Raw genomic sequence first — 23,666 nt, 5'->3', positions numbered from 1 at the left:
TCCCCGCTCTATTTCGAGCCGAGGCCGATGCGGCCCCGGTCATAGGCCTTGCCGGCATCGCGGCACCAGGCGGAATTGTCGAGATACCACTGCACGGTGGCGGTCAGGCCGGCCTGCAGGTCGTAGCTGGGCTTCCAGCCCAGTTCGCGCTCGGCCTTGCTCGGGTCGATGGCATAGCGCGCATCATGGCCCGGACGGTCGGTCACATAGGTGATCAGCGAAGCGTAACCTTTGCCATCCTGGCGCGGCACGAGGCCGTCGAGGATACCGCAGAGGCGGTTAACCAGATCGATGTTACGCTGCTCGCCCTTGGCGCCAACCAGATAGGTTTCGCCCGGACGGCCCTTTTCCACGGCCAGCTGCAGGGCTGCGGCATGATCCTCGGCATGGATCCAGTCACGCACCTGCAGGCCCTTGCCGTAAATCGGCAGCGGCTTGCCTTCCAGCGCGTTCAGCACGGTCAACGGGATCAGCTTCTCGGGGAATTGATACGGGCCGTAATTGTTGCCGCAGTTGGTGATCAGGATCGGCAGGCCATAGGTACGACCAAAGGCGCGCGCCAGATGGTCGGACGAGGCTTTGCTGGCGGCATAAGGTGAATTCGGCTTGTAGGGGCTGTTTTCGTCGAACAGGCCGGTATCGCCGAGTTCGCCGTAGACCTCATCGGTCGAGACCTGCAGATGGCGGAACTGCTGCTTGGCGGTGCCATCCAGCCCGCGCCAGTGTTCCAGCGCGGCTTCCAGCAGCACCAGGCTGCCGTTCACATTGGTCTCGATGAAGGGCGCCGGACTGTCGATCGACCGGTCGACATGGCTTTCTGCGGCCAGATGGTAGACGGCCTCGGGCTTGACCGCGGCATAGATGCGCCGGATCGCCAGCCGGTCGCAGATATCGACCTGCTCAAACTGGTGCAACTCCGGATTCGGCAATTTGGCCAGATTGTCCGGGTTGCCGGCATAGGTCAGCTTGTCGATGGTGACGACACGGCGCTTCTGGGCGTTCAGGCGGCGGACAAGGGCGGAGCCGATAAAGCCGGCGCCCCCGGTGACGATGACGGTCATGGCAGGTCTCCCTGTGGGAATGTATACCGGACGGGCTTCCGGCCTGAAAGACTTGGCCAATACCTGACAGCTTCTGACCGATCTGCGGGTTGGCGGCAGCCGGCCAGGGCCCCATATTGGCAGCCATGAGCCAGACCCCAAATATCCAGCCCCAGAGCATGGAACGGGAAATCGAGGACCCGGATCGCTTCGCTGACGCGAACTTCCCCGATTTCGTGCCGCACCGCCCGCCGCGCCCCGATAAAAGCGAAGGCGGCATCGCCTATGATCTGCAGGCCCCCTACGAGCCCAAGGGCGACCAGCCGACCGCCATTGCCGAGCTGACCGAAGGCGTGCTCAACGCCGAACGCGATCAGGTGCTGCTCGGCGTCACCGGCTCGGGCAAGACCTTCACGATGGCGCAGATCATCGCGCGCACCGGCCGGCCGGCCCTGATCCTGGCGCCTAACAAGACACTGGCGGCGCAGCTCTATGGCGAGATGAAGGCCTTCTTCCCCAACAATGCGGTGGAATACTTCGTCTCGTATTACGACTACTACCAGCCGGAAGCCTATGTCGCCCGCAGCGACACCTATATCGAGAAAGACTCGTCCGTAAACGAGCAGATCGACCGCATGCGCCATTCGGCTACGCGCGCGCTGCTGGAACGCGACGACGTCATTATCGTGGCATCCGTTTCCTGCATCTATGGTATCGGCTCGGTCGAAACCTATTCCGAGATGACGCTGAACCTGAAGGCTGGCGAACGGCTCGACCGCGATACGCTGCTGCGCCGGCTGGTCGATCTGCAGTACCGCCGCAACGACACTGCCTTTGCGCGTGGCGCCTTCCGCGTGCGTGGCGATGGGGTTGAGATATTCCCCTCCCACATGGAGGATCGCGCCTGGCGGCTGTCGCTGTTCGGCGACGAGCTGGAAAGCATCGTCGAATTCGATCCGCTGACCGGCCACAAGACCGGCAGCATGGAAGCGGTGAAGCTCTACGCCAACAGCCACTATGTGACGCCGAAGCCGACGCTCAACCAGGCCATTGAGCAGATCAAGATCGACCTGCGCCTGCGGCTCGACCAGCTCAACAAGATGGGCCGCCTGCTGGAAGCCCAGCGCCTGGAGCAGCGCACCAGCTTCGACCTGGAGATGATGGTGGCGACCGGCGCCTGCGCCGGCATTGAGAACTACTCGCGCTATCTCACCGGCCGCGGCCCCGGCGCGCCGCCGCCGACCCTGTTCGAATACCTGCCCGACAACGCCCTGCTGTTCGTCGACGAAAGCCATGTCACCGTGCCGCAGATCGGCGGCATGTTCCGCGGTGACTTTCGGCGCAAGGCGACCCTGGCCGAATACGGCTTCCGCCTGCCCTCCTGCATCGACAACCGTCCGCTGCGCTTCCGCGAGTGGGAGCAGTTGCGTCCGCAGAGCGTCTTCGTCTCGGCCACGCCGGGAAAATGGGAGATGGAGCGCACTGGCGGCACCTTCTCCGAGCAGGTCATTCGTCCCACCGGCCTGATCGATCCCGTCACCGAAATCCGCCCGGTCGAACATCAGGTCGACGACCTGCTGGCCGAATGCAAGGAAGTCGTGCGCAAGGGCCATCGCGTGCTTGTTACCACATTGACCAAGCGCATGGCCGAAGACCTGACCGAATACATGACCGAAGTCGGCCTTAAGGTGCGCTACCTGCATTCCGACATCGAGACGCTGGAGCGCATCGAAATCCTGCGCGACCTGCGGCTCGGCGTCTTCGACATCCTGATCGGCATCAACCTGCTACGCGAGGGCCTGGACATTCCAGAATGCGCGCTGGTCGCGATCCTGGATGCCGACAAGGAAGGCTTCCTGCGCTCGGAAACCTCCCTGATCCAGACCATCGGCCGCGCCGCGCGCAACGTGGAAGGCCGCGCCATCCTCTATGCCGACAAAATGACCAACAGCATGCAGCGCGCGCTGGCCGAGACCGAGCGCCGCCGCGCCAAGCAGCAGGCCTATAACGAAGAGCATGGCATCACGCCGGAAAGCGTGCGCAAGCAGATCGGCGACATCCTCCAGTCGGTCTACGAACAGGATCACTTCACCGTCGATGCCGGTGACGCCAGCGGCGGCCATCTGGTCGGCAACAACCTGAAGGCCCACCTGGCCGATCTTGAGAAGCGCATGCAGGACGCCGCCGGCAACCTGGAATTCGAGGAAGCCGCGCGCCTGCGCGACGAAATCAAGCGCCTGGAAATGAACGAGCTGGAAATCGGCATCCAGAACCGCAAGCCGATGGGCCTGTCCGAAGATGCCGCCAAGTCCCCGCGCCCTGCCGGCCGTTCGACCGCCGGCAGGGCCGGCTCACGCCGGGCCTATCGGGGAAGCAAACGCTGATGATGTCCGTTTCCCCACTTGCCCCCACTGCGCTGGTCACCGGCGCCGGCCGCCGCATCGGCCGCGCCATCGCGCTGTATCTCGCCGACCGCGGCTATCATGTCGCCGTCCATTGCAACAGTTCACGCCAGGATGCCGAGGCCCTGGCCGCCGAGATCATGCAGTCGGGCGGCAAGGCGGCCGTCGTACAGGCCGATTTGGGGGACCATCAGGCCGTCAGCGGCCTGGTCGAACAGGCCCGGTTGGCGCTCGGCCCGCTCTCGCTGCTGGTCAACAACGCCTCGCTGTTCGACTACGACCATGTCGAGACCGCCACCGAGGCGAGCTGGGACAGCCATCTAGACGTCAACCTGAAGGCGCCGTTCTTCCTGTCGCAGGCCTTTGCCGCCCAACTGCCCGAAGGCGTGCCGGGCCAGATCGTCAATCTGGTCGACATGCGGGTCTGGCGCCTGACCCCGCATTTCGCCTCCTACACGGTGGCCAAGGCCGGCCTGTGGACCCTGACGCAGACGCTGGCCATGGCACTGGCGCCGCGCATCCGGGTCAATGCCATCGGACCCGGCCCGGTCCTGCCCAGTCCGCGCCAGAGCGAGGCGCAATTCCGCAAGCAGTGGGAGGGTACCCCGCTTCAGCGCGGCGCCGAGCCGGGCGAGATTGCCGCAGCCGTCGGTTTCCTGCTTGACGCCCCGGCCGTCACGGGCCAGATGATCGCCCTGGACGGCGGTCAGCATCTGCCCTGGCAGCAAAGCGGCCGTCCCTTGAGCGGCCAGCCGGGCGAGCCGGAGGAATGACATGACGATCCATGACCGCGCCCGGGCTGCCTGGGCCGAGATTCCGGTCCGGACCATTGCCGAGGCCAGCCTGCCCGCCCGCCGGGTCTTCGTCCGCGACCTGCTGCTGGACGCCCTGATCGGCATTTACCCGGAAGAGCGGACCAAGCCGCAGAAACTGCTGGTCAATCTGGAGCTCTGGGTGGCCGAGACACCGGGTGAGCCGCCACGCTCCTATGCCGAGGTGGTCTGCTACGAACAGCTGGTGAACCGCACCAAGGCACTCCTCGCCGAGGGCCATGTCGACCTGGTCGAAACCCTGGCCGAGCGCCTGGCGGCCATCTGCCTGGAAGATCCGCGGGTGCTGCGCACACGCGTGCGGGTGGAAAAGCCCGAGGCAATCGCGGAAGCGGCCGGAGTCGGTGTCGAGATCGAGCGCCGTCGCGCCTGAAGCCCTCGACCAGATTCATTACATGTTTGTGTTAGAGCTTGACTCCGCGCGGCATTTCTTGTTGCCAGCCGGTTTATGCACAGGGTGAGCAACGTAGTTAAGAGGCTGCCCCGCCGATTCGGTCGGTTGTGGATAAATTGCGAATCTCTTGGTTTTTCATACCATTGAGGGCGGTACTCACCCTCTGGGCTTACACCGGACCTGCCATACCCAGAGAGCCATGCGTCCTTAAGGTTGGGGTTTCCCCACAAATTTATCCACAGGCTTGGGACGCTTTTGTCAACGCCGTGTAATCATTGGGTTTTTGGCAGTATGGTGCATGGTATGACTGAGCTCGATCCTGTGTCCCAGCCGCAACCTGAGGGATTGCTGTCTGTCGAGATCGGCGCCACGGCGATCGCGCGGCACCTGCCCAATCTGCCGGCAGGCCCGGGCATCTACCGGATGCTCAATGCCAAGGGCGAGATTCTCTACATCGGCAAAGCGCGCTCCCTGAAGAAGCGCGTAGCCAACTACACCAAGCTCCAGGCCCTCACCATTCGCATCCAGCGCATGGTACGTCAGGTCTGTGCCGTCGAGGTCACCTCCACCCATACCGAAGCCGAAGCCCTGCTGCTGGAAGCCAACCTGATCCGGCAGCTGCAGCCACCGTTCAACGTACTGCTGAAGGACGACAAGTCCTTCCCCTACATCCTGGTGGCGCGCGACCATCCCTATCCCAGCATCAACAAGCATCGCGGCGCCCGCGACATCAAGGGTGACTATTTCGGGCCATTCGCTTCCACCGGCGCCGTACATGTGACGTTGAATGCCATATCGCGGGCCTTTCCGCTGCGCAGCTGCACCGACAGCGAATTCGCCGCCCGTACCCGCCCCTGCCTGCAGTACCAGATCAAGCGCTGCACCGCCCCTTGCGTGAAACGCATCAGCGAAGCCGATTATGGCGCCATCGTGAACGAGGCACGCGACTTCCTGCGCGGCCGCAACCACCAGATTCTCGATACCTGGAAAACCCGCATGCAGCAGGCGGCCGACGAGCGCGACTACGAGGCCGCGGCCGAAATGCGCGACCGCATCCGTGCTCTGGCCCATATCAGCCAGAAGCAGGACATCAATCTCAACGAGATCGAGGATGCCGACGTGATCGCCGTTCACGCCGAGGGCGGCCAGGTCTGCGTGCAGATTTTCTTCTTCCGCGCCGGACAGAATTTCGGCAACCGCGCCTATTTCCCCGCCCATACCCGCGACGTGGAGATCAGCGAGGTGCTGGATGCCTTCATCGGCCAGTTCTATGCCCAGCGCGAGGCGCCGCGCCTCATCCTGCTGAGCGATCCGGTGGAGAATGCCGGCGTGATCGAGGAGGCCCTGAGCCAGCACAGCCGGCGCAAGGTGGAACTGCATGTCCCCCAGCGCGGCACAAAGCGTGACCTGGTGCAGGCTGCCGTCACCAATGCCCGTGATGCGCTGCGCCGCCGTCTGGCCGAGGCCGCCTCCCAGCAGCAGCTTCTGGCCGGCGTGGCCGACCTGTTCGGCCTGGAAGCGCCGCCGCAGCGCATCGAGGTCTACGACAACAGCCACATCATGGGCCGCCACGCCGTTGGCGCGATGATCGTCGCCGGCCCCGAAGGCCTGCGCAAGAATGCCTATCGCAAGTTCAACATCAAGGGCGAGGATGTCGAACCCGGAGATGACTATGCGATGATGAAGGAAGTGCTGGGCCGGCGCTTCAAACGGCTGCTGAAGGAAGAGGCCGAAGACGAGACCGCTGCCGACTGGCCCGACCTGCTGCTGATCGATGGCGGCAAGGGCCAGCTCGGGATCGTCACCCAGGTGATGCAGGAACTGGGTGTCGATGTGCCAGTGGTCGGCATCGCCAAGGGACCGGACCGCAACGCCGGCCGCGAGCAGTTCTTCCTGCCAGGCCGCGAGCCTTTCATGCTGGAGCCGCGCCATCCGGTGCTGTTCTTCCTGCAGCGCCTGCGCGACGAGGCGCATCGCTTCGCCATCGGCACCCATCGCGCCAAGCGGGCCAAGGATCAGGTGCGCTCGCCGCTGGACGAGATCGCCGGCATCGGCGCGGCGCGCAAGAAGGCGCTGCTGCTGCATTTCGGTTCGGCCAAGGCCGTCTCGCGCGCCGGCCTGAGCGATCTGGAGGCCGCGCCGGGCGTCAGCAAGGCCGTGGCCAAGAAGGTCTACGACCACTTCCATGGTGGCTGACATGGCCTGGCCGCAGGGTCCCGACACTGGCCCGATCTCGCCGCTCATGCGATAATCCGGCACCATGCTGAACAGCCTGCCCAATATCCTGACCGTCTCGCGCATCCTGGCGATTCCGGCGATCTGCGCGGCCTTCTTCCTGCCCGGCGCCTGGAGCGCCTGGGTGCCGCTGGGGCTGTTCGCCGCCGCCGGCATCACCGACTGGTTCGACGGCTATCTGGCGCGCAAATGGGGCCAGATGTCCGACCTCGGCCGCTTCCTCGATCCGGTCGCCGACAAGCTGCTGGTCGCCGCCGTCATCATGATGCTGATCGCCTTCGACCGCATCGACCGCATCACCTGCGTCGCCGCCGTGGTGATCATGTGCCGCGAGATCACCGTCACCGGTCTGCGCGAATTCCTGGCCGAACTGCGGGTGAAAGTCCCCGTCTCCCGGCTGGCAAAATGGAAGACCACCGTGCAACTGATCGCGCTCGGCTTCCTCATTGTCGGCGACCATGGTCCTGACATCCTGCATGTACGCCTGACCGGCGAGATTGGACTGTGGCTGGCCGCGGTGCTGACGCTCTATACCGGCTGGGACTACCTGCAGACCGGCCTGCGCCATATGGCGGCCGAGCCTGAAACCCCAAAAGGGTCAGACTGATGCGGATTCTGTATTTCGCCCTGCTGCGCGAGCGGGTTGGCATGGCCGAGGAAACCGTCACGCCGCCGGCCGGCGTGAAGACCGTCGGCGCGCTGATTACCTGGCTGCGCAGCTGCAGCGCCGGTCACGATGCCGCATTGGCCAATCCGGCGCTGGTGCGTGTGGCCGTTAACCAAGACTACGCCCAGCTCGACCACGCGGTGCAGGCCAGCGACGAGATCGCCTTCTTCCCCCCGGTCACCGGAGGCTGACGCCATGACCGTGCGGGTTCAGCGCGAGGACTTTGACACCGCCGCCGAACTGGAGCGCCTCACCGCCGGCCAGACCCAGATCGGCGCCGCCGTCACCTTCACCGGCCTGGTGCGTGAATTCGCCGGCGATGCCGGGCCACAGCGCATGACTCTGGAGCACTATCCCGGCATGACCGAGCGTCAGCTGGAAGCCGTGGTGAGCGAGGCCGAGCGCCGTTGGCCTCTGGACGGCTGCCTGGTGATCCACCGCTATGGTGAACTCGCCCCTGGCGACCGGATTGTTCTCGTGATCACAACTTCTGCGCACCGTCAGGCTGCCTTCGAGGCCAGCGCGTTTCTGGTCGATTGGCTGAAGACCCGCGCTCCTTTCTGGAAGCTGGAAGAGACCGGCAGCGATCGCCGCTGGGTTGAGGCCAAGACCAGCGATGATGAGGCAGCCGCCCGTTGGAAGCGCTGACATACGGTCGTACTACTATCGTCGCGCGTAAATTGCAGTTTACTGGGTCGCCCGCCTATGGCATGTCGTAGGCATGGCCGCCGTCAAAAGCTCCCCTCTGTGATCTTCACCGCTCAGATTTTTGCCTGACTCATGTCCTCGTCTGATCCTCATGCGCCGGAGACCGAAGTGATCTCGTCGATCACTTCCGACCGGATCAGAAGCAAATCGCTGCGCAATCTGCTAAGCTATTGGGAATCCAAGGAGGCCTATCTTGGCCGCCTGCCAGCCCGGGCCGACCTGCAGCCCGACGAGATGGTGCCCTTCCTGCCCTTCGTCGCCCTGATCAACGTGCAGCCACAGAGCCTGCCACGTTTCCAGTTCCGCCTGGTCGGCACCGGTATCGTCGGGTCGATGGGCCGCGAGACCACCAATCGCTCCGTCGACGAAGGCCTGTTCGGCGCCAATACGGTGATCGTCGAAGCGTTCTTCAACATTCCACTCGAGAGCCGCGGCGCCGCCTATGCCGCCGGCAAATACACGGTCGCGCCCAGCGGCCGGATGCTGGCATTCGAGACCCTGCTGCTGCCGCTATCCGGCGATGGCCAGGCCATCGACATGCTGCTCGGCGGCCTGGTTGGCGAACGCATCCAGCGCGACGAACAGATCTGCGGCTTCCAGTACGATTACTATTGTCCCGTAGTCCAGGCCGCGAACTAAAGCGGCCGGCATGACCTCAAAAATGAAACGGCCGCGCATCACTGCGCGGCCGTTGCCTTGCCGGCATATGACGGCGATCAGGCCGCTTTCTTGGCCCGGGTCGCGATATCGAATTCGCCCAGCAGGGTCTGGCAGATCTTGCCCGGCGTGAACTTGTACTGGCCGATCTCGCTTACCGGCGTCACTTCCGCCGCGGTGCCGGTCAGGAAGCATTCGTCGAAGCCGGCCATCTCTTCCGGCTGGATCGCACGCTCGATCACCTCGATGCCGCGGCCCTTGGCCATGGCGATCACAGCGCGGCGGGTGATGCCGTCGAGGAAACAGTCCGGCGTCGGGGTATGCAGCTTGCCGTCCTTGGCGAAGAAGATATTCGCCCCGGTGGCTTCCGCGATCTGCCCGCGCCAGTCGAGCATCAGGGCATCCTGATAGCCTTCACGCTCGGCCTTGTGCTTGGACAGCGTGCAGATCATGTACAGGCCCGCCGCCTTGGCCTTGGTCGGGGCTGTGTTCGGTGCCGGGCGGCGCCAGTCGCTGATCTGCAGCCGCAGGCCCTTCATCTTGGCTTCCGGCGAGAAGTAGCTCGGCCATTCCCAGACGGCGATCGCGACATGGATCTTGTTCTGCTGGGCGGCGACGCCCATCATTTCAGACCCGCGCCAGGCCACTGGACGGACATAGCAGCTCGGCATCTTGTTGGCGGCGATGGTCTCGCGGGTCGCCCGATCGATCTCTTCCACCGAATAAGGCAGCGTGAAATCCATCAGCTTGGCCGAGTCGATCAGCCGCTGGCTATGTTCGGTCAGGTGGAAGACCTCGCCATCATAGGCGCGTTCCCCCTCGAAGACGCAGGAGGCGTAATGCAGGCCATGGCTCAGCACATGCAGCTTGGCGTCCCGGAAGGGAATCAGCTTGCCGTCGAACCAGATGAAGCCATCGCGATCATCATACGGGATAAGGGACATGGACTGCTCCTTGGCGAAACCGGTTGGGTATTATTATTACGCTGTTCTGGCCGGGAAGGTAACTATATGAGCAAATTATGTCAACAGTGCTGACGTAATTTTCCGGCAGGCGGGGTATCCTACATCGCTTCAGCCGGCTTGTGGCCGGCTATGTCTTTGCCCCATATAGAAGATCATGACCGACCTGAAATCGCTGGCCAACCCATTGTTCCTGCGCGAGGACGAACTTCGCCAGGCCGTCGAGTTGCTGTTTTACGCCTACCGCGATTTCACCCGGGGGCCGGACGAGATTCTGGAACGTTATGGCTTTGGCCGCGCCCATCACCGGGCCCTGCATTTCATCAGCGGCAACCCCGGCATCACCGTAGCGGAACTGCTGGCCATCCTGCGCATCACCAAGCAAAGCCTGTCACGTGTGCTGTCGGCGCTGATCGAAGGCGGCTTCGTGCGCCAACAGCAGGGCACCCGCGATCGCCGGCAGCGCCAGCTGTTCCTGACCGATCAGGGCAAGCATCTCGAACGCCAGATCAGCACTGTGCAGCAGGCCAAGGTAGCGCAGGCCTACCGTGAAGCCGGGGCCGAAGCTGTTGCCGGTTATCGCAAGGTTCTGGCCGGCCTGATCGACGAAGAGGATCGGCCCGCCATCCTGCGGGCGATCCAGCGGCGTTGATCATGGATATGGCTGAACCGCATATCCTGGTCGTCGACGACGACGAGCGCATCCGCACCCTGCTGTCGCGCTATCTGGCTGGCCAGGGATTCCGCGTCACCAGCGCCGAGGATGCCGCCGACGCGGCCAGCAAGCTCTCATCGGTCAGTTTCGACCTGTTGATCGTCGATGTGATGATGCCTGGGCAAAACGGTTTTGAATTCGTGCTCAGCCTGCGCAACAAGCAGAACACCGTTCCCGTCATCCTTCTGACGGCCCGCGGCGAGGCGGAAGACCGCATCCAGGGCCTGGAAACCGGCGCCGACGATTACCTGCCCAAGCCCTTCGAACCGCGTGAACTGACCCTGCGCATCAACGCCATCCTTAAGCGTGCGGCCCGGCCGGCGCCGGTGGCGGCCGCGCTGCCGATCCGGTTCGGTGATTTCAGTTTTGATTCCGTGCGCGGCGAACTCAAGCGCGGCGAGGAAGCCGTGCCGCTGACCACCGGCGAGGCCCAGCTGCTGCGCGTTCTGGCGCGCGCGCCAGGACAGACCGTGCCGCGCGCCGCCCTGGCCGATTCTGACACACCCGGCGAAAGCCGCGCCGTCGACGTCCAGATCACCCGGCTGCGCCGCAAGATCGAGAGCGACCCGCGCAATCCCCGCTTCCTGCAAACGGTCTGGGGCGAAGGCTATGTGCTCTGGACCGAATGAGCCACGGTAACCCTGCATGATGCAGTTCAAGTACCTGCTGCCCCGCAGTCTGTTCGGTCGCTGGCTGGTTCTGCTGGTGGCGCCGATTGTCGTGCTGCAGGCGCTGCTCACCTACATCTTCTACGAACGCCACTGGGACAGCGTCACGCGCCGCCTGGGCCTGGCCGTCGCCGGTGAGATCGCCCTGCTGATCGATACGCGCGAACATTCCGATCCGGCAACTGTGGCTGAGCTGATGCAGCGCCTGAACTCGACCCTGGAACTGAGCACCGTCTTCATTTCCGGCGCCGATTTCCCCACCGGCATCCCGGCCCCGCGCCGCTATTCGATCCTGGATCGCATGCTGCTGCAGGCGCTGAGCGAGCGCGTTCAGCAGGCCTATCACATCGACACGCAGCGCAACGACCGTTCCATCGTGATCTACGTCAAGCTGCCCGACGCCCTGCTGCAGGCGACGCTGCCCGAAAGCCGCGTCTTTTCCACCAGCACCTATGCCTTCGTGATCTGGATGGGCGCAGCCTCGGTGGTGCTGCTCGGCATCGCCGTACTGTTCCTGCGCAACCAGATCAAGCCAATCCGCCGTTTGGCCGAAGCCGCCGATGCCTTCGGCAAAGGCCGTGAGATCACCGACTTCCGGCCGGCCGGCGCCGAGGAGGTTCGGGCGGCGTCCCGCGCCTTCCTGGCGATGCGCGACCGCATTCGCCGCCACATCCGGGAACGCACCGACATGCTGGCCGGCGTCAGCCATGATCTGCGCACGCCGCTGACGCGGATGAAGCTGCAGCTGTCGCTGATGCCGACCGATGCCGAAATCGATGAGCTGAAGCGCGATGTCGATGAAATGGAAAAGATGGTCGGCGCCTATCTCGCCTTCGCGCGCGGGCAGAGCGAGCAGCCGGCCGAGCCGACCGATCTGGGCGGACTGATCACCGAACTGGCCGATGACGTGCGGCGTCGTGGCCGTGAACTCCAGATTGACATGCCGCAGGGACTGACCCTGCCGTTGCGCCGTCTGAGCTTCAAGCGCGCGCTGTCCAATCTGGTGGAGAATGCCCTGCGCTTCGGCCGCCATGTCCGGCTTGGCGTTACGCGTCATACCAATCGTGTCGAGATCAACATCGAGGATGACGGTCCCGGCCTGCCCGAGAAGGAACGCCACAAGGTGTTCCGCCCCTTCTACCGCCTCGACCAGTCGCGTCACGGTAGCGGTAATGTCGGCCTGGGCCTGACCATCGCCCGCGATGCCGTGCTGGCGCATGGCGGCGAAATCGTCTTAGGCCAGTCCCCGCTCGGCGGCCTGATGGTCACCATCCGCCTGCCGATCTGACCGTCAGAGAGCGGCCAGTTCGTTCAAATTTTCTTGATCGGTTATTCCACAGGCTTGGGCGCCGGCTCGGCGACAGTGAACCGTCGTTCGGCCTGGATCCGGCCATCGCTGTCTTTCAGCAGCACCGCCCATTCGCCGGGGAAGATGCGCGACTGCGACCAGATGCGCCAGTTGCGGCTGACATCGACGCGCGCTTTGGAGCGGCCGACCTCCTGGTCATTGCGCATCCAGTAGAACCAGAAGGTTTCCCCGCTGCCGACCTGCGTGCAGTCAAGGCGCGCGAAGGCGTAACCGCGCTCCGTTGCAGGCGGATAGTTGCCTTCGACGACCCCCTGTGGCTCAAGGTTGAGTACGTTGCGGGTCAGGGCGAACTGACGCACCACACAGTCATGCTCCTGCGCGGCAGCGAGCCGGGGGGAAGCAATCAGCAGGGTGGTGAGCGTCAGGGCGAGAAATAAGCTGGTTTTTTTTGTCATTGGGCTGGTCCGTTGGCCGATTGTCGGCTTTGGCCGTAATCCGGTCAATATACACGGGGGTCAATACATCCGCCCGCCATTCGGCACCGTATGGCCGGGGCCGATCAGGACCACCTGCCCGTCGGGATCAGGCAGGCCAAGGACCAGCACCTCCGACATGAAAGAACCGATCTGGCGCGGCGGGAAATTCACCACGGCCAACACCTGACGGCCGATCAGGCCTTCGGGCTGATAGTGCCGGGTGATCTGCGCGGAGGATTTCTTCACGCCGACCTCGTCGCCAAAGTCGACCCATATCTTGATCGCCGGCTTGCGCGCCTCGGGGAAGGCCTCCGCACGTAGGATGGTGCCGACGCGGATATCGACCTTGTGAAAATCCTCGAAGGCGATGGTGGCAGTCATGACAGAGTCCGGAAAAAGAAACGGGCGGGTTTTTGTACCCGCCCGCCATCCGTCTGGCAAATTATGCCGCTGCCGTCATTTTTTCGGCTGGGCGAAGGCTTTCTTGAACTCTTCCAGATTCTCGTTCATGCGCTTGTTGATCAGCTCGAAGGCCTCGGTGTTGGTCTTCGACAGCATGTCGGCCAGTTCGCGCAGATTGCCAACAGCCTTCTCCACCGCAGCCTTGGCCGCATTGGCATCCGGCACGGCCGTCGCGCCGCTTTTCAGGGTGGTGGTGGCATCGGCCACCGCTTCCTGGAAGATCTCGGCCTGGCGCTTCGCCAGCGCCTGATAGCCTTCATAGGCGCGCTTGTTGGCCGCGGTCAGCGCTTCGATATTCTTCTGCTGGGCCGCCGCCAGGGCGTTGGGGTCGATACCTGGCATCTTCAGATCGGAGAACATCTTGGTGACGTCGAAGCTGGCAAAGGGATTGGTGAAGTCTGGCTTGGTCATTATGGGCTCCCGGGCGTTTGTTTGAGGTTGTGACCGCGGCAAAAATATAAGCGCCCCGGCCGGCCGTCAATGCAAATTGCTGCATTGCACAATAACAATTTCAATACTTTATAGCTATCCTACAGCCTTTTCCCGCATGCGCGAGAGCGGGCCACGGGCGGTCAGCCAGCGCAGCCCCTGCCCCAGTCGCTTGTCGAGATGCGCCATGGTGGACCCCAGATCGGGGCTGTCATCCTTGAGCCAAACCCGAAGCGTGTCGAGATAAATCCCCCCGAGCAGCTTGCGACGCATCATGCCGGCGATGCCGCCGGCATCGAGGCCGGCCACCGCCAGGGTCCAGTCCAGGCCACGTCGCACGCCACCATGGAGGAAAACGGCCAGTGCGGCCGGATCACCCGGCAATTCGCGTGTCAGCACCCGTATGGCGCCCTTGTGCGGGGCCAGCGCATCGAACCGCGCCATCACCGCCTCGAACAACCGATCCTTCACCGCATCAGGACCGAGATCGACAGGCTGGGCACCCGAGGCGTCAACGGCAGCCAGCATGGCAGCATCGACGCGGCGGGCATAGGCGACCAACAAATCGCCCTTCGATGCGTATTGCTCATAGAGGGCGCTTAGCGACAACCCGCTAGCCTTTGCAACCCGGCCGAGGGTCACGCCGTGCCAGCCATCGGCGGCCACCAGGGTCAGCAGGACATCGATAGGATCTTCGATCCGGCGGCTACCCGCTGTCTTGAAACCCGCACTCTTGCGCGTGGGTTTTGCTGCCTTCGCTGCCTGGGCCATCGCGGCCTCCTTATCTGGCGGTCAGCCAGTTTGGTGAACGTCGTGCCTGCCGGCAAGTTCAGATCAGCCGGCCAATTCCTTCGAGCGCTTGGTGGCTGCTGCAACCGCACGCTGCATGAGACCCGCCAGCCCGCCATCGGCAGCCATCAGCACGTCGAGGGCAGCCTGCGTCGTGCCGTTGGGGCTGGTGACGTTCTTGCGCAGCTGCGCCGGCGGTTCGCTACTCTGCTGCATCAGCAGGCCCGAGCCATGGACGGTGGCCTTGGCCAGCCGCGCGGCCAACTCGGCCGGAATCCCCATCGCCTTGCCGGCCTCGGTCATGCATTCGGTCAGCCAGAATACATAGGCGGGACCGGAGCCGGACACTGCGGTCACCGCATCGATCAGGCTTTCATCCTCAACCCAGCCCACCTCGCCTACGGCTGATAAGAGCCGGCTGCAGATGTCACGCTGCGCTGCACTCACCACAGCATTGGCGCAGCAAACGGTAATACCGGCACCGACCGCAGCCGGCGTATTCGGAATACTGCGCACGACAGCCGCCTTGCCGCCCAGCAGCTGGTCGAGCCGCGCGATGGTCTTGCCGGCGGCCACCGACAGAAAGCAGGCCCCTTGGCGGGCATAGGTTGCATAGGCCGGCGCAACATCGTCCATGACCTGTGGCTTCACGGCCAGGATCACCAGGGCCGGCTTGAAATCCGCGGAAATCGCATCTGCAGCGGCAACCTGCGTCACCCCTTGTGCCAGACCGGGCACCGGATTGGGCTCGACGACAACGACATCGGCCGCGGCAACGCCCTGACGCAACCAACCCGAGAGGAGCGCCGCACCCATTTTCCCGCATCCAACCAGAAGTATGCCCTTATTCATCCCCGTCTCCGCGCCAAACTTATTTTTCATTCACATCTGAAACATCTTTGTTGCTGACAGCAACAGAACAAACAATAGTCCCCGCGCGCTCTCGCGCAGTCATCCAAGTTCCCAGAGATTATAAGACGCCGTGAGCGATAAGAAATACGAATGGCTCTTTGTCGGCGTCGTCCTGCTGCAGGTCGTGGCTTGGACGGTCATTCCATACACAATCCTGCCCAATCCGCCGCTTGACGTGCTGGAAGGCTATGCCTGGAGCCAGACACCGGCCTGGGGATATCTCAAGGGTCCACCGCTTTTCGCCTGGCTGCTTGGTCTCGGGACGATGATGCTGCCCGGCAGCATCCTGCCGCCGCTGATTTTGAGCCAGGTTTCCATCGCAGTGACATACTGGGCCATCTGGCGTCTGGCGAAATACCTGCTGTGCGCGCGCGACGCGCTGGCCGTCATCTGCCTCACCACTCTGATCTACTACTTCAGCTACCCCTCGCCGGAATTCAATCCGATCATCCTGCAGCTGGCCTTCTCGGCGGTGGCCGGCTCGTTCTTCTATACGGCCCTGATCGAAAATCGGATGCGAGATTGGATCATCGTCGGCATCGCCGTCGGCTTCGGCCTGCTGGCCCGTTACTCAATCTTGCTGCACCTGGCGCCGATGGCCATGTTCGCCTTCCTGCATAAGGAAACGCGCGACTTCATGCTTCGACCCGGTTTTATCGTCGGCGCCGCGATCGGCAGCATCATTATCGCTCCCCATGTCTACTGGGTGCTGAACAATGACTTTTCGCCGCTGCACTACATCGACCGTCGCGCCGGCTATACGGAAGGTTTTGAACGCATCGGCCAGCCGCTACGCTTCCTGGGGGCCCAGTTCACGGCAGTCGCGCCGGCCCTGATCGTACTGCTGGCTGCGGTCCTGCCGCTGGGCCGGAACCAGGACCCTGCCGTCAACCCGCTGCGGCATGGCAGCCTGTCGCGGAACTACCTGATTGCGGCCGGCCTCGCGCCGGCCCTACTCGTCGTCGTCATCGCCATCCTGATCGGACGTGGCCCACGCGCCATGTGGGGCGCGCCACTCTGGGTCTTCACCCCGCTGATGGCCGTCGCCATGCTGCGGGACTTCAACATGCCACTGTACCGGCGTCGCCTGGTGAACATCTGGACCATCACCTTCACGCTGCCGATCCTGGCCTTCATCTTTTCAATCATGCTCTGGCCATCCCTGCCGGAGTTGAAGGGGCGCAACAAACGCGCACATTTCCCGGGCCCGGAGCTGGCCCTGCAGGTCACCGATGCCTGGCGCAAGGCGAGCGATGGCCAGGCGCTGCCCTATGTGGCCGGAAATATGTGGGTGGCCGGCAGCCTCTCATATTATTCGCCTGACCATCCGCATGTGTTTCAGGATGCATCGCTCGATCAGGCCCCCTGGACCGATATAGATCGCCTGAAGCGCTGCGGCGGTATCGTGATCTGGCAGAATGGGGAAGAGCAGACGAACATGATGGCGTCTCTCAGCGCGCTGACTGTCGATATGAAGATTCAGTCGCCGCTGACCGTGGCGCCGCCGCGATATGCAGCGCCGGGAACACGCTTTACGTTCGGCTGGGCCATCATACCGCCGTCGCTGGACGCTGCCGCCGCCCCCTGCAATCCGTCGCGACGCTTCCCTAAGCTGGCACGGTCCTGAAACTCAGGCGTCGCTCAGGCTTCGCCCACGCATTCGAACATCGCCGCAGCCACCGCGTCTTCCGGCGTGCGACCGCCCCAGACTAGGAACTGGAAGGCGGGATAAAAGCGTTCGCATTCCGACAGGCCGATTTCCATCAGGTCCTCGATCTGCTCTGAGGTGGCGCCCAGGCCGCCGCGCAGAAGCAGGGCCTGACGGAACACCACCATGCCTTCTTCGATCCAGTAGTCGAAATGGCCGATCAGCGCCTTCTCGTTCACATAGGCGAGCAGCGAGTGCAGGTCGCGGCGACGGTTGGCCGGCACCTTCATGTCAAAGGCGCAGGTGAAGCTCAGCGCGCCGAGTTCCTCGCGCCAGGAGAACCACATCTGATGCTCACAATAGCGGCCGGAGACTCCAACGGTCAGTTCGTCCTGCCCCTGGCGGTCGAACGGCCATTCATGCTCGCCCACGATCTGCTCGACCAGGTCGAGCGGATTGAGGCGGCTGGAGGTTTCGGTTTCGATCAGAGTCCGCATGCGCTAGCGCTCCCCCTGTGCGGTGGGCCGGTTCTCGGCAGTAAGCTCGGAATGGCTCATCGGGATTGAATGGCGGCTGAGGATAGAGGTGATGGGATTTTGCGCCCATCCGGAGACGACTTCAGCCCGCGCCGAGTATGCCCCCATACGCTCGGCTGACCATAGATGTTGGTGTTGCGACGCGAAACACACCATAGATTTAGAATATGCGGGGCATGGAGGGGGTGCAACACCAGATTTACGAAAAATTCATGAAATTCGCCTGATCCGGGCTGGGCTTAGCCCGGATCGCCGAATCCGGTGTTCTGCTTGGATTCCAGCGCGGCCAGGCGCTCGGCCAGGCGGATGTTTTCCTCCCGGGCGGCGGCGGCCATGGCCTTCACGGCCTCGAATTCCTCGCGGGTGACCAGTTCCATCTCGGACAGCGCCCGTTCCAGGCGCTGGCGGAAAGCCTGCTCCACCTCGCCTTTCACGCCCTGCAGCGTGCCCAGTGCACCAGTGGCGATGCGGCTCAGATCGTCGAGCAGGCGATTATCGGTCTGCATGGCGCGACTCCAAGGGTCAGATACCCCTTCCGATATGGCCGCCCGCAGGCTGCGCCGCAAGCGCCCAACCTGTGCATTACTCTGTTTTCCACAGCTATTCCGGGCCTCAGACGGAGTCGGCCGAGCGGTTGGAAAGACGGGGGGCGGATGGTAGTTTCGCCGCCCACGCCAAGACTTACCGGCAGATCAATCGTGACCGAGCAGACCACCACCGAAACCGCCGTTTCCGGCGAGCGCGCCAATCGTGAAGCCAAGCTGCAGCAGTTGCGCCAGCTCGGGCTGGATCCGTATCTGGCGCCGAAATTCCCCAAGTCGCACAAGAACGCGGCTGTGCATGAGGCTTTCGCACATCTACAGCCCGACGAGCGCGCCGAGGAAACCGTGGCCGTTGCCGGCCGCGTGATGGCGATCCGCAACAGCGGCATGTTCATCGATCTGGTCGACGACACCGTGAAGCTGCAGGTCTACACCGGCAAGGAAGACGTGCAGGGCCGTTTTGCCCCGATCATGAAGGCGCTCGATCTAGGCGACATCATCGGCGTGCGCGGCAAGGTGCGCCGCACCAAACGCGGCGAGATCACCGTGGATACCGACGAAATCGTGGTGCTGTCCAAGGCGCTGGAGCCGCCGCCGGAGAAGTGGCACGGCCTGAAGAATGTCGAGCAGCGCTACCGCCATCGCGAATACGACCTGATCGGCAACGAGGAAAGCCGCGCCAAGCTGCGCACCCGCTTCCGCGTGATCCAGACCGTGCGCCAGTTCCTGAACGGCGAAGGCTTCCTGGAAGTCGAGACCCCGATGCTGCACAGCATCCCCGGTGGCGCCATCGCCAAGCCGTTCGAGACCCATCACAACGCGCTGGACATCCCGCTCTACATGCGCATCGCGCCTGAGCTTCATCTCAAGCGCCTGGTGATCGGTGGCCTGAGCGAGAAGGTGTTCGAGATCAACCGCTGCTTCCGCAACGAAGGCATCTCGCCGCGCCATAATCCCGAATTCACCACCATGGAACTCTATCAGGCCTATGCTGATTACGAGGACATGATGGACATCGCCGAGCGCACCATCGCGCAGGCTGCGATCACGGCTACCGGCAGCACCAAGGTGAAGTTCGGCGAACACGAGATCGACTTCACGCCGCCCTTCCGCCGCGCCACCATGCTGGGCCTGATCGAGGAGCACGGCAAGGTGAAGCTGGACGGCCTGGATGACGCGCAGGCGCGCGATGCGGCGAAAAAGGCCGGCGTCGAGATCGCGCCAAAAGCCAGCTGGGGCAAGGTGGTGGAAGCCTGCTTCGAGCATTTCGTCGAACCCAACCTGATCCAGCCGACCCATGTGATAGCCCTGCCCAAGGCGATCTCGCCTCTGGCCAAGGCCAATCACGCCAATCCGACGATCGCCGAGCGCTTCGAGACTTTCTGCAACACCTGGGAAATCGCCAATGCGTTTTCCGAGCTTGCCGATCCGCAGGAGCAGCGTGCCCGCTTCGAGGACCAGCAGAGCCAGCGCGACGGCGGCGACGACGAGGCGCATCGCATCGACGAAGATTTCCTCAAGGCCCAGTCCGCCGGCATGATGCCGATGGGTGGCCTCGGCATCGGCATCGACCGCTTAGTGATGCTGCTGACCAATTCACAGACGATCCGTGAAGTGATCGCCTTCCCCACCCTGCGCCCGCGCTCTGATGATCAGGGCGCCGCTGGCGAAACTGCGGACGAGTGATGCTGTTCACACTGGCTTTCCCGGTCATCGATCCGGTCGCCGTCGCCATCGGACCCTTTGCGGTCCGTTGGTATGCGCTGGCCTATATCGTGGGCCTGGTCGCCGGCTGGCGTATTGCCATGCGCCTGGCCGGTAAGCCCGGCAGCGCAGTGACGCCGGAACAGATCGACGGATTCCTGCTATGGGCCACGCTTGGTGTCGTGCTCGGCGGCCGCCTCGGCTATGTGCTGTTCTACAATCCTGCCTACTACCTGCAGAATCCGGCCGAGATTTTCGCGGTCTGGCAGGGTGGCATGTCTTTCCACGGCGGCATGCTGGGCGTCATCTTCGGGATGTATCTGTACTGCCGCCTGTCTAAGATCCGGTTTTTCGCCTTTACCGATATCATTGCCTGCGTGACGCCGATCGGGTTGTTCTTTGGCCGCATCGCCAATTTCATCAACGGCGAACTCTGGGGCCGCGTAGCACCGGACTTCGCATTGGCCATGGTCTTCCCAGGCGGCGGCGACCTGCCCCGTCATCCAAGCCAGCTCTATCAGGCCGTGATGGAGGGTCTGATCCTGTGGATCGTGATCAATGGCCTGCGCTGGAAGACCAATGCGATGCAGCATCCGGGCGTGCTGTCGGGCATATTCCTGATCGGCTACGGCATGGCCCGCATCATCGGTGAATTCTTCCGTGAGCCCGACAGGCAGATCGGTTATCTGATCGGCGGCACCACCATGGGGCAATGGCTGTCCCTGCCGATGGTGGCGATCGGCCTGGGGATTGTGGTGTGGGCGCGGCGGCGGCCAGCGGCGTGAGCGCCGCACCACTGCAGGAGATTCTCCGCCGCCGTATCGCGGCGGAGGGGCCGATCACGGTCGCGGCCTGGATGGCCGACTGCCTGCTGCATCCCGAACACGGCTATTATCGCAGCCAGCAGGCCATCGGACTGCACGGCGATTTCACCACCGCACCCGAGATCAGCCAGATGTTCGGTGAACTGCTGGGCCTGTGGGCGGCCGATACCTGGCAGGCCATCGGCGCGCCGGCGAAATGCTATCTGGTCGAACTCGGCCCCGGCCGCGGCACCCTGATGCGGGATGCATTGCGCGCCACGCAGGCTCTGCCGGCATTTCGCGCGGCGTTGACGCCGGTGCTGGTCGAAGCTTCGGCCCGCATGCGCGAGCAGCAGCAGGCGACGCTGGAAGGTGAAAGTGCCATCTGGCACGAGCAGATCGCCGCCCTGCCAAAGGATGCGCCGCTGATCGTGCTCGCCAATGAATTCCTCGACGCGCTGCCGCTCCGGCAGTTCCAGCGCGGCGACGACCAGGCCTGGCACGAACGCTGTGTCGGCCTCGATCCCGAGGGCGGCTTCTGCTTCCAGCTTGATCCGCGCGCCCTGCCTTTTGATGACCTGCTACCCGAAGTCCTGCGCGATGCGCCGCCAGGCGCCATCCTGGAGTCGAGTCCACCGGTGCGCGCCGTCGCCGTCGAGATCGCGGCACGACTGAAACACCAGCGCGGGGCGGCGCTGTTCATCGATTACGGCTATGCCAAACCCGATTTCGGCGAGACCCTGCAGGCAGTCTATCGTCATGCCTATGCCCATCCGTTGGAAAATCCCGGTCTGGCCGATCTCACCGTGCATGTCGATTTCGCGTCTTTCGCGCTGGCCGCCACGCGCGCCGGCGCGGTTGCCCATGGCCCGGTCGGCCAGGGTGAATTCCTGACCCGCTTGGGGATTGCCGCCCGTGCAGCGAAGCTAAAGCAGAGCAATCCATCGCAGGCCGGCGACCTGGATCGCGCACTGCATCGGTTGACCGCGCCCGAGGCGATGGGCACCCTGTTCAAGGTCCTGGCGCTGACCGCGCCGGAGTCGCCCATACCCGCAGGATTTGCATGACCGTCGCCCATCTGGACATCGCGCCTGTCACGGCTCCGCTGCTGGCCGGCCTCAGCCACGGCTTTTTCACGCGGCGCGGCGGCGTCTCGCAAGGGCTCTATGCATCGCTGAACTGCGGCCCGGGTTCCTCCGACGATCCGGCCAATGTGACCGCCAACCGCGCCCGCGTCGCCAAGGCGCTGGATGCGCCGCATGGTCTGGCATCGCTGTACCAGGTGCATGGCCGCGAGGTCGTCGTGATCGACGACAATTACGACATGACATCGCGGCCCAAGGCCGACGGCCTGGTGACGACCCGTCGCGGCGTGGCGCTGGGCGTGCTGTCGGCCGATTGTGCGCCGGTGCTGTTCGCCGACCAGACCGCGCAGGTTATCGGTGCCTGCCATGCGGGCTGGCGCGGCGCGCTGGCTGGCATCACCGATGCAACCATCGAGGCGATGGAAAAGCTGGGTGCGGTGCGCAGCCGCATCCGCGCCGCCATTGGCCCCTGCATCGGACAGGCATCCTATGAGGTCAGCGATCCCTTCCGTGCCGAATTTGTTGCCGCCGATCCAGACAACGCCGCCTTTTTCAGCGCTGGGAAACGACCCGGCCATTGCCAATTCGATCTGCCGGGCTACCTGCTGCAGCGTCTGCAGCGCGCCAAGATCACAGCCGAGAATCTCGGCCTCGACACCTGCAGCGATGCCGTGCGGTTTTTCAGTTATCGCCGCATGACCTTGGCCGGCGAGGCCGATTACGGCCGGCAGGTCTCGGCCATCGCGCTACTGGCATGAGTCCGCAATGCCGCATCTGTTTTTCTTTGTTGTCCTGTGCATCCTCGGCCTGATGGTGAGCTGTGTTATCGGTTAAGCGCCTTTCCCTGCTAATTGCCCTCGCAAGTGTCGCCGCCTGCCAGCCGCTGCCGCAGCCGTTCCAGGCCGACAGCCGCGCCAAGGCGGCCAATGTGCTGGCGCGTCCGGTGGGCGAGACCAGCCTGTTCGTCACGCCGGTCGCCGGTCTGCCCGAGGCACGCGGCAAGGTAATGGCCGAAGCGCTCGCAGCCGCGCTGGCCGACAAGGACGTGCCGGCGAGCGCGCTGGTGCGCAGCCGCCTGTCCTCGACCCTGACCGTGACGCTGGACGAGCGCGGCCAGTGGCGCTGGACCGACCGTCAACGCGACGGCACAGAACTCAGTGAGCCGGCAAGGCCGCTCGGCGTGGCGCCCGACCGTCTGGACGATCCCGCCGCGCGCAAGCAGGCCGCACAGGCGATGGCAACGGCGATTGCGGCCCGTCTCAACGAGGCCCTCGCCGCCGCGATGCCGGCCGAATCCGGCCCGGCCAAGCTCGCGGTGAAGGAATGCACCGGTGCGCCGGGCGACGGCAACCGGGCTCTCCGCCAGGCCATGCGCGAACTCCTGATCCTGGGTGGCCAGCCCCCGGTGACCGAGGGGGCCGACTATGTCATCGGCTGCGAGGTGAAGGTCTGGCCGGACACTGCCAATTCCGAGCGGATCACCATCGAATGGGTCCTGAACGCCGCTGATGGCAGCCGGCTGGGCGAGGTGAAACAGGCAAACCGCATCCCTCGGGGCCAGCTGGCCCAGGCCTGGGGAAACACCGCCCATATCATCGCCCAAGGCGGCTGGCAGGGCCTGAGCGAGATCATCGAGAGCAAGCGCCGCGGAAAACCAATACTTCCGCCCGTAAAATCCTGATTTATCTGGATT

At 63.9% G+C, this 23,666-nt stretch carries 26 protein-coding genes; 17 read left to right on the top strand and 9 right to left on the bottom strand.

Going from position 1 to position 23,666, the window contains the following annotated elements; all coding sequences use genetic code 11:
• Positions 1–8: 8 nt before the first annotated feature.
• The gene (gene rfbB / locus AC1RRT_RS15115) at positions 9–1,061 is read right to left on the bottom strand and encodes a dTDP-glucose 4,6-dehydratase (RefSeq protein WP_493014635.1); all 1,053 of its coding nucleotides are present in this window, start codon (positions 1,059–1,061) and stop codon (positions 9–11) included.
• Between the two features lie 125 nt (positions 1,062–1,186).
• Between rfbB and uvrB the strand changes: the two genes are divergently transcribed.
• From uvrB to AC1RRT_RS15075, 8 genes are all read left to right on the top strand, one after another.
• Entirely contained in the window at positions 1,187–3,424 is a 2,238-nt protein-coding gene (uvrB, locus tag AC1RRT_RS15110; protein ID WP_493014634.1) for an excinuclease ABC subunit UvrB, read from the top strand.
• Positions 3,424–4,215: an SDR family oxidoreductase gene (locus AC1RRT_RS15105; protein ID WP_493014633.1), complete on the top strand. Its 792-nt coding sequence runs from the start codon at positions 3,424–3,426 to the stop codon at positions 4,213–4,215. The genes uvrB and AC1RRT_RS15105 overlap by 1 nt, the downstream gene beginning before the upstream one ends.
• Position 4,216: 1 nt before the next feature.
• Positions 4,217–4,645 carry a dihydroneopterin aldolase gene (gene folB / locus AC1RRT_RS15100; protein ID WP_493014632.1) on the top strand — a complete coding sequence of 143 codons (429 nt, stop codon included), beginning with the start codon at positions 4,217–4,219 and terminating at the stop codon, positions 4,643–4,645.
• 324 nt (positions 4,646–4,969) lie between these two features.
• Positions 4,970–6,862, top strand: coding sequence for an excinuclease ABC subunit UvrC (uvrC, locus tag AC1RRT_RS15095; protein WP_493014631.1), 1,893 nt, complete (start codon positions 4,970–4,972; stop codon positions 6,860–6,862).
• A 64-nt stretch (positions 6,863–6,926) separates the two neighbouring features.
• On the top strand, positions 6,927–7,508 hold the full coding sequence (pgsA, locus tag AC1RRT_RS15090) for a CDP-diacylglycerol--glycerol-3-phosphate 3-phosphatidyltransferase (protein WP_493014630.1): 582 nt from the start codon (positions 6,927–6,929) through the stop codon (positions 7,506–7,508).
• Entirely contained in the window at positions 7,508–7,759 is a 252-nt protein-coding gene (moaD, locus tag AC1RRT_RS15085) for a molybdopterin converting factor subunit 1 (RefSeq protein ID WP_493014629.1), read from the top strand. Before pgsA ends, moaD begins: the two co-directional genes overlap by 1 nt.
• A 4-nt stretch (positions 7,760–7,763) precedes the next feature.
• Positions 7,764–8,216, top strand: coding sequence for a molybdenum cofactor biosynthesis protein MoaE (locus AC1RRT_RS15080; protein WP_493014628.1), 453 nt, complete (start codon positions 7,764–7,766; stop codon positions 8,214–8,216).
• A gap of 132 nt (positions 8,217–8,348) precedes the next feature.
• On the top strand, positions 8,349–8,915 hold the full coding sequence (locus tag AC1RRT_RS15075) for a PAS domain-containing protein (RefSeq protein WP_493014627.1): 567 nt from the start codon (positions 8,349–8,351) through the stop codon (positions 8,913–8,915).
• 77 nt (positions 8,916–8,992) lie between these two features.
• Here the strand turns inward: AC1RRT_RS15075 and AC1RRT_RS15070 are convergent, their stop codons facing one another.
• Positions 8,993–9,877, bottom strand: coding sequence for a branched-chain amino acid aminotransferase (locus AC1RRT_RS15070; protein WP_492980559.1), 885 nt, complete (start codon positions 9,875–9,877; stop codon positions 8,993–8,995).
• Between the two features lie 175 nt (positions 9,878–10,052).
• On the opposite strand from AC1RRT_RS15070, the gene AC1RRT_RS15065 reads away from it, so the two are divergent.
• The 3 genes from AC1RRT_RS15065 to AC1RRT_RS15055 are packed head-to-tail and all read left to right on the top strand — an operon-like array spanning position 10,053 to position 12,566.
• Positions 10,053–10,547, top strand: coding sequence for a MarR family winged helix-turn-helix transcriptional regulator (locus tag AC1RRT_RS15065; protein WP_492980558.1), 495 nt, complete (start codon positions 10,053–10,055; stop codon positions 10,545–10,547).
• A 2-nt stretch (positions 10,548–10,549) separates the two neighbouring features.
• The gene (locus tag AC1RRT_RS15060) at positions 10,550–11,239 is read left to right on the top strand and encodes a response regulator (protein WP_493014626.1); all 690 of its coding nucleotides are present in this window, start codon (positions 10,550–10,552) and stop codon (positions 11,237–11,239) included.
• Between the two features lie 16 nt (positions 11,240–11,255).
• Positions 11,256–12,566 (top strand): ATP-binding protein, encoded by a 1,311-nt coding sequence (locus tag AC1RRT_RS15055; RefSeq protein ID WP_493014625.1) that lies wholly within the window; start codon positions 11,256–11,258, stop codon positions 12,564–12,566.
• 41 nt (positions 12,567–12,607) lie between these two features.
• Here AC1RRT_RS15055 and AC1RRT_RS15050 read toward each other — a convergent pair whose 3' ends face one another.
• From AC1RRT_RS15050 to proC, 5 genes are all read right to left on the bottom strand, one after another.
• Entirely contained in the window at positions 12,608–13,042 is a 435-nt protein-coding gene (locus AC1RRT_RS15050) for a DUF2914 domain-containing protein (RefSeq protein WP_493014624.1), read from the bottom strand.
• Positions 13,043–13,102: 60 nt separating this feature from the next.
• Entirely contained in the window at positions 13,103–13,444 is a 342-nt protein-coding gene (locus AC1RRT_RS15045) for a tRNA-binding protein (protein WP_493014623.1), read from the bottom strand.
• Positions 13,445–13,519: 75 nt separating this feature from the next.
• The gene (gene phaP, locus AC1RRT_RS15040) at positions 13,520–13,936 is read right to left on the bottom strand and encodes a TIGR01841 family phasin (RefSeq protein WP_493014622.1); all 417 of its coding nucleotides are present in this window, start codon (positions 13,934–13,936) and stop codon (positions 13,520–13,522) included.
• A 114-nt stretch (positions 13,937–14,050) separates the two neighbouring features.
• Positions 14,051–14,725: a TetR family transcriptional regulator gene (locus AC1RRT_RS15035; RefSeq protein ID WP_493014621.1), complete on the bottom strand. Its 675-nt coding sequence runs from the start codon at positions 14,723–14,725 to the stop codon at positions 14,051–14,053.
• 63 nt (positions 14,726–14,788) lie between these two features.
• Positions 14,789–15,595, bottom strand: coding sequence for a pyrroline-5-carboxylate reductase (gene proC, locus AC1RRT_RS15030; protein WP_493014620.1), 807 nt, complete (start codon positions 15,593–15,595; stop codon positions 14,789–14,791).
• Between the two features lie 130 nt (positions 15,596–15,725).
• Between proC and AC1RRT_RS15025 the strand changes: the two genes are divergently transcribed.
• Positions 15,726–17,282 (top strand): glycosyltransferase family 39 protein, encoded by a 1,557-nt coding sequence (locus AC1RRT_RS15025; RefSeq protein ID WP_493014619.1) that lies wholly within the window; start codon positions 15,726–15,728, stop codon positions 17,280–17,282.
• Positions 17,283–17,296: 14 nt separating this feature from the next.
• Here AC1RRT_RS15025 and AC1RRT_RS15020 read toward each other — a convergent pair whose 3' ends face one another.
• On the bottom strand, positions 17,297–17,800 hold the full coding sequence (locus tag AC1RRT_RS15020) for a type III secretion system chaperone family protein (RefSeq protein WP_492980549.1): 504 nt from the start codon (positions 17,798–17,800) through the stop codon (positions 17,297–17,299).
• Between the two features lie 278 nt (positions 17,801–18,078).
• Positions 18,079–18,345, bottom strand: coding sequence for an accessory factor UbiK family protein (locus tag AC1RRT_RS15015; protein ID WP_493014618.1), 267 nt, complete (start codon positions 18,343–18,345; stop codon positions 18,079–18,081).
• 192 nt (positions 18,346–18,537) lie between these two features.
• Here AC1RRT_RS15015 and lysS point away from each other — a divergent pair, with 192 nt between their 5' ends.
• From lysS to AC1RRT_RS14990, 5 genes are all read left to right on the top strand, one after another.
• Positions 18,538–20,067, top strand: a complete 1,530-nt coding sequence (lysS, locus tag AC1RRT_RS15010; protein WP_493014617.1) for a lysine--tRNA ligase — start codon at positions 18,538–18,540, stop codon at positions 20,065–20,067.
• A complete protein-coding gene (gene lgt, locus AC1RRT_RS15005) occupies positions 20,067–20,870 on the top strand; it encodes a prolipoprotein diacylglyceryl transferase (RefSeq protein ID WP_493014616.1) in 804 nt (267 codons plus the stop codon). Before lysS ends, lgt begins: the two co-directional genes overlap by 1 nt.
• Entirely contained in the window at positions 20,867–21,955 is a 1,089-nt protein-coding gene (locus AC1RRT_RS15000; protein WP_493014615.1) for a class I SAM-dependent methyltransferase, read from the top strand. Before lgt ends, AC1RRT_RS15000 begins: the two co-directional genes overlap by 4 nt.
• Positions 21,952–22,731, top strand: coding sequence for a peptidoglycan editing factor PgeF (gene pgeF / locus AC1RRT_RS14995; RefSeq protein ID WP_493014614.1), 780 nt, complete (start codon positions 21,952–21,954; stop codon positions 22,729–22,731). The genes AC1RRT_RS15000 and pgeF overlap by 4 nt, the downstream gene beginning before the upstream one ends.
• A gap of 62 nt (positions 22,732–22,793) precedes the next feature.
• Positions 22,794–23,654, top strand: a complete 861-nt coding sequence (locus tag AC1RRT_RS14990) for a hypothetical protein (RefSeq protein WP_493014613.1) — start codon at positions 22,794–22,796, stop codon at positions 23,652–23,654.
• Positions 23,655–23,666: the final 12 nt, after the last annotated feature.

This window comes from Ferrovibrio sp. GW821-FHT12B10, from assembly GCF_058807515.1.
The sequence above is the reverse complement of the archived record's forward strand: the minus strand, read 5'-3'. Positions and strand labels throughout refer to the sequence as shown.

What these genes read in the sequence shown, in the direction of transcription:
- rfbB (WP_493014635.1), bottom strand. Translation starts at nt 1,061, where the DNA reads ATGACCGTCATCGTCACCGGGGGCGCCGGCTTTATCGGCTCCGCCCTT.
- uvrB (WP_493014634.1), top strand. Translation starts at nt 1,187, where the DNA reads ATGAGCCAGACCCCAAATATCCAGCCCCAGAGCATGGAACGGGAAATC.
- AC1RRT_RS15105 (WP_493014633.1), top strand. Translation starts at nt 3,424, where the DNA reads ATGATGTCCGTTTCCCCACTTGCCCCCACTGCGCTGGTCACCGGCGCC.
- folB (WP_493014632.1), top strand. Translation starts at nt 4,217, where the DNA reads ATGACGATCCATGACCGCGCCCGGGCTGCCTGGGCCGAGATTCCGGTC.
- uvrC (WP_493014631.1), top strand. Translation starts at nt 4,970, where the DNA reads ATGACTGAGCTCGATCCTGTGTCCCAGCCGCAACCTGAGGGATTGCTG.
- pgsA (WP_493014630.1), top strand. Translation starts at nt 6,927, where the DNA reads ATGCTGAACAGCCTGCCCAATATCCTGACCGTCTCGCGCATCCTGGCG.
- moaD (WP_493014629.1), top strand. Translation starts at nt 7,508, where the DNA reads ATGCGGATTCTGTATTTCGCCCTGCTGCGCGAGCGGGTTGGCATGGCC.
- AC1RRT_RS15080 (WP_493014628.1), top strand. Translation starts at nt 7,764, where the DNA reads ATGACCGTGCGGGTTCAGCGCGAGGACTTTGACACCGCCGCCGAACTG.
- AC1RRT_RS15075 (WP_493014627.1), top strand. Translation starts at nt 8,349, where the DNA reads ATGTCCTCGTCTGATCCTCATGCGCCGGAGACCGAAGTGATCTCGTCG.
- AC1RRT_RS15070 (WP_492980559.1), bottom strand. Translation starts at nt 9,877, where the DNA reads ATGTCCCTTATCCCGTATGATGATCGCGATGGCTTCATCTGGTTCGAC.
- AC1RRT_RS15065 (WP_492980558.1), top strand. Translation starts at nt 10,053, where the DNA reads ATGACCGACCTGAAATCGCTGGCCAACCCATTGTTCCTGCGCGAGGAC.
- AC1RRT_RS15060 (WP_493014626.1), top strand. Translation starts at nt 10,550, where the DNA reads ATGGATATGGCTGAACCGCATATCCTGGTCGTCGACGACGACGAGCGC.
- AC1RRT_RS15055 (WP_493014625.1), top strand. Translation starts at nt 11,256, where the DNA reads ATGATGCAGTTCAAGTACCTGCTGCCCCGCAGTCTGTTCGGTCGCTGG.
- AC1RRT_RS15050 (WP_493014624.1), bottom strand. Translation starts at nt 13,042, where the DNA reads ATGACAAAAAAAACCAGCTTATTTCTCGCCCTGACGCTCACCACCCTG.
- AC1RRT_RS15045 (WP_493014623.1), bottom strand. Translation starts at nt 13,444, where the DNA reads ATGACTGCCACCATCGCCTTCGAGGATTTTCACAAGGTCGATATCCGC.
- phaP (WP_493014622.1), bottom strand. Translation starts at nt 13,936, where the DNA reads ATGACCAAGCCAGACTTCACCAATCCCTTTGCCAGCTTCGACGTCACC.
- AC1RRT_RS15035 (WP_493014621.1), bottom strand. Translation starts at nt 14,725, where the DNA reads ATGGCCCAGGCAGCGAAGGCAGCAAAACCCACGCGCAAGAGTGCGGGT.
- proC (WP_493014620.1), bottom strand. Translation starts at nt 15,595, where the DNA reads ATGAATAAGGGCATACTTCTGGTTGGATGCGGGAAAATGGGTGCGGCG.
- AC1RRT_RS15020 (WP_492980549.1), bottom strand. Translation starts at nt 17,800, where the DNA reads ATGCGGACTCTGATCGAAACCGAAACCTCCAGCCGCCTCAATCCGCTC.
- AC1RRT_RS15015 (WP_493014618.1), bottom strand. Translation starts at nt 18,345, where the DNA reads ATGCAGACCGATAATCGCCTGCTCGACGATCTGAGCCGCATCGCCACT.
- lgt (WP_493014616.1), top strand. Translation starts at nt 20,067, where the DNA reads ATGCTGTTCACACTGGCTTTCCCGGTCATCGATCCGGTCGCCGTCGCC.
- pgeF (WP_493014614.1), top strand. Translation starts at nt 21,952, where the DNA reads ATGACCGTCGCCCATCTGGACATCGCGCCTGTCACGGCTCCGCTGCTG.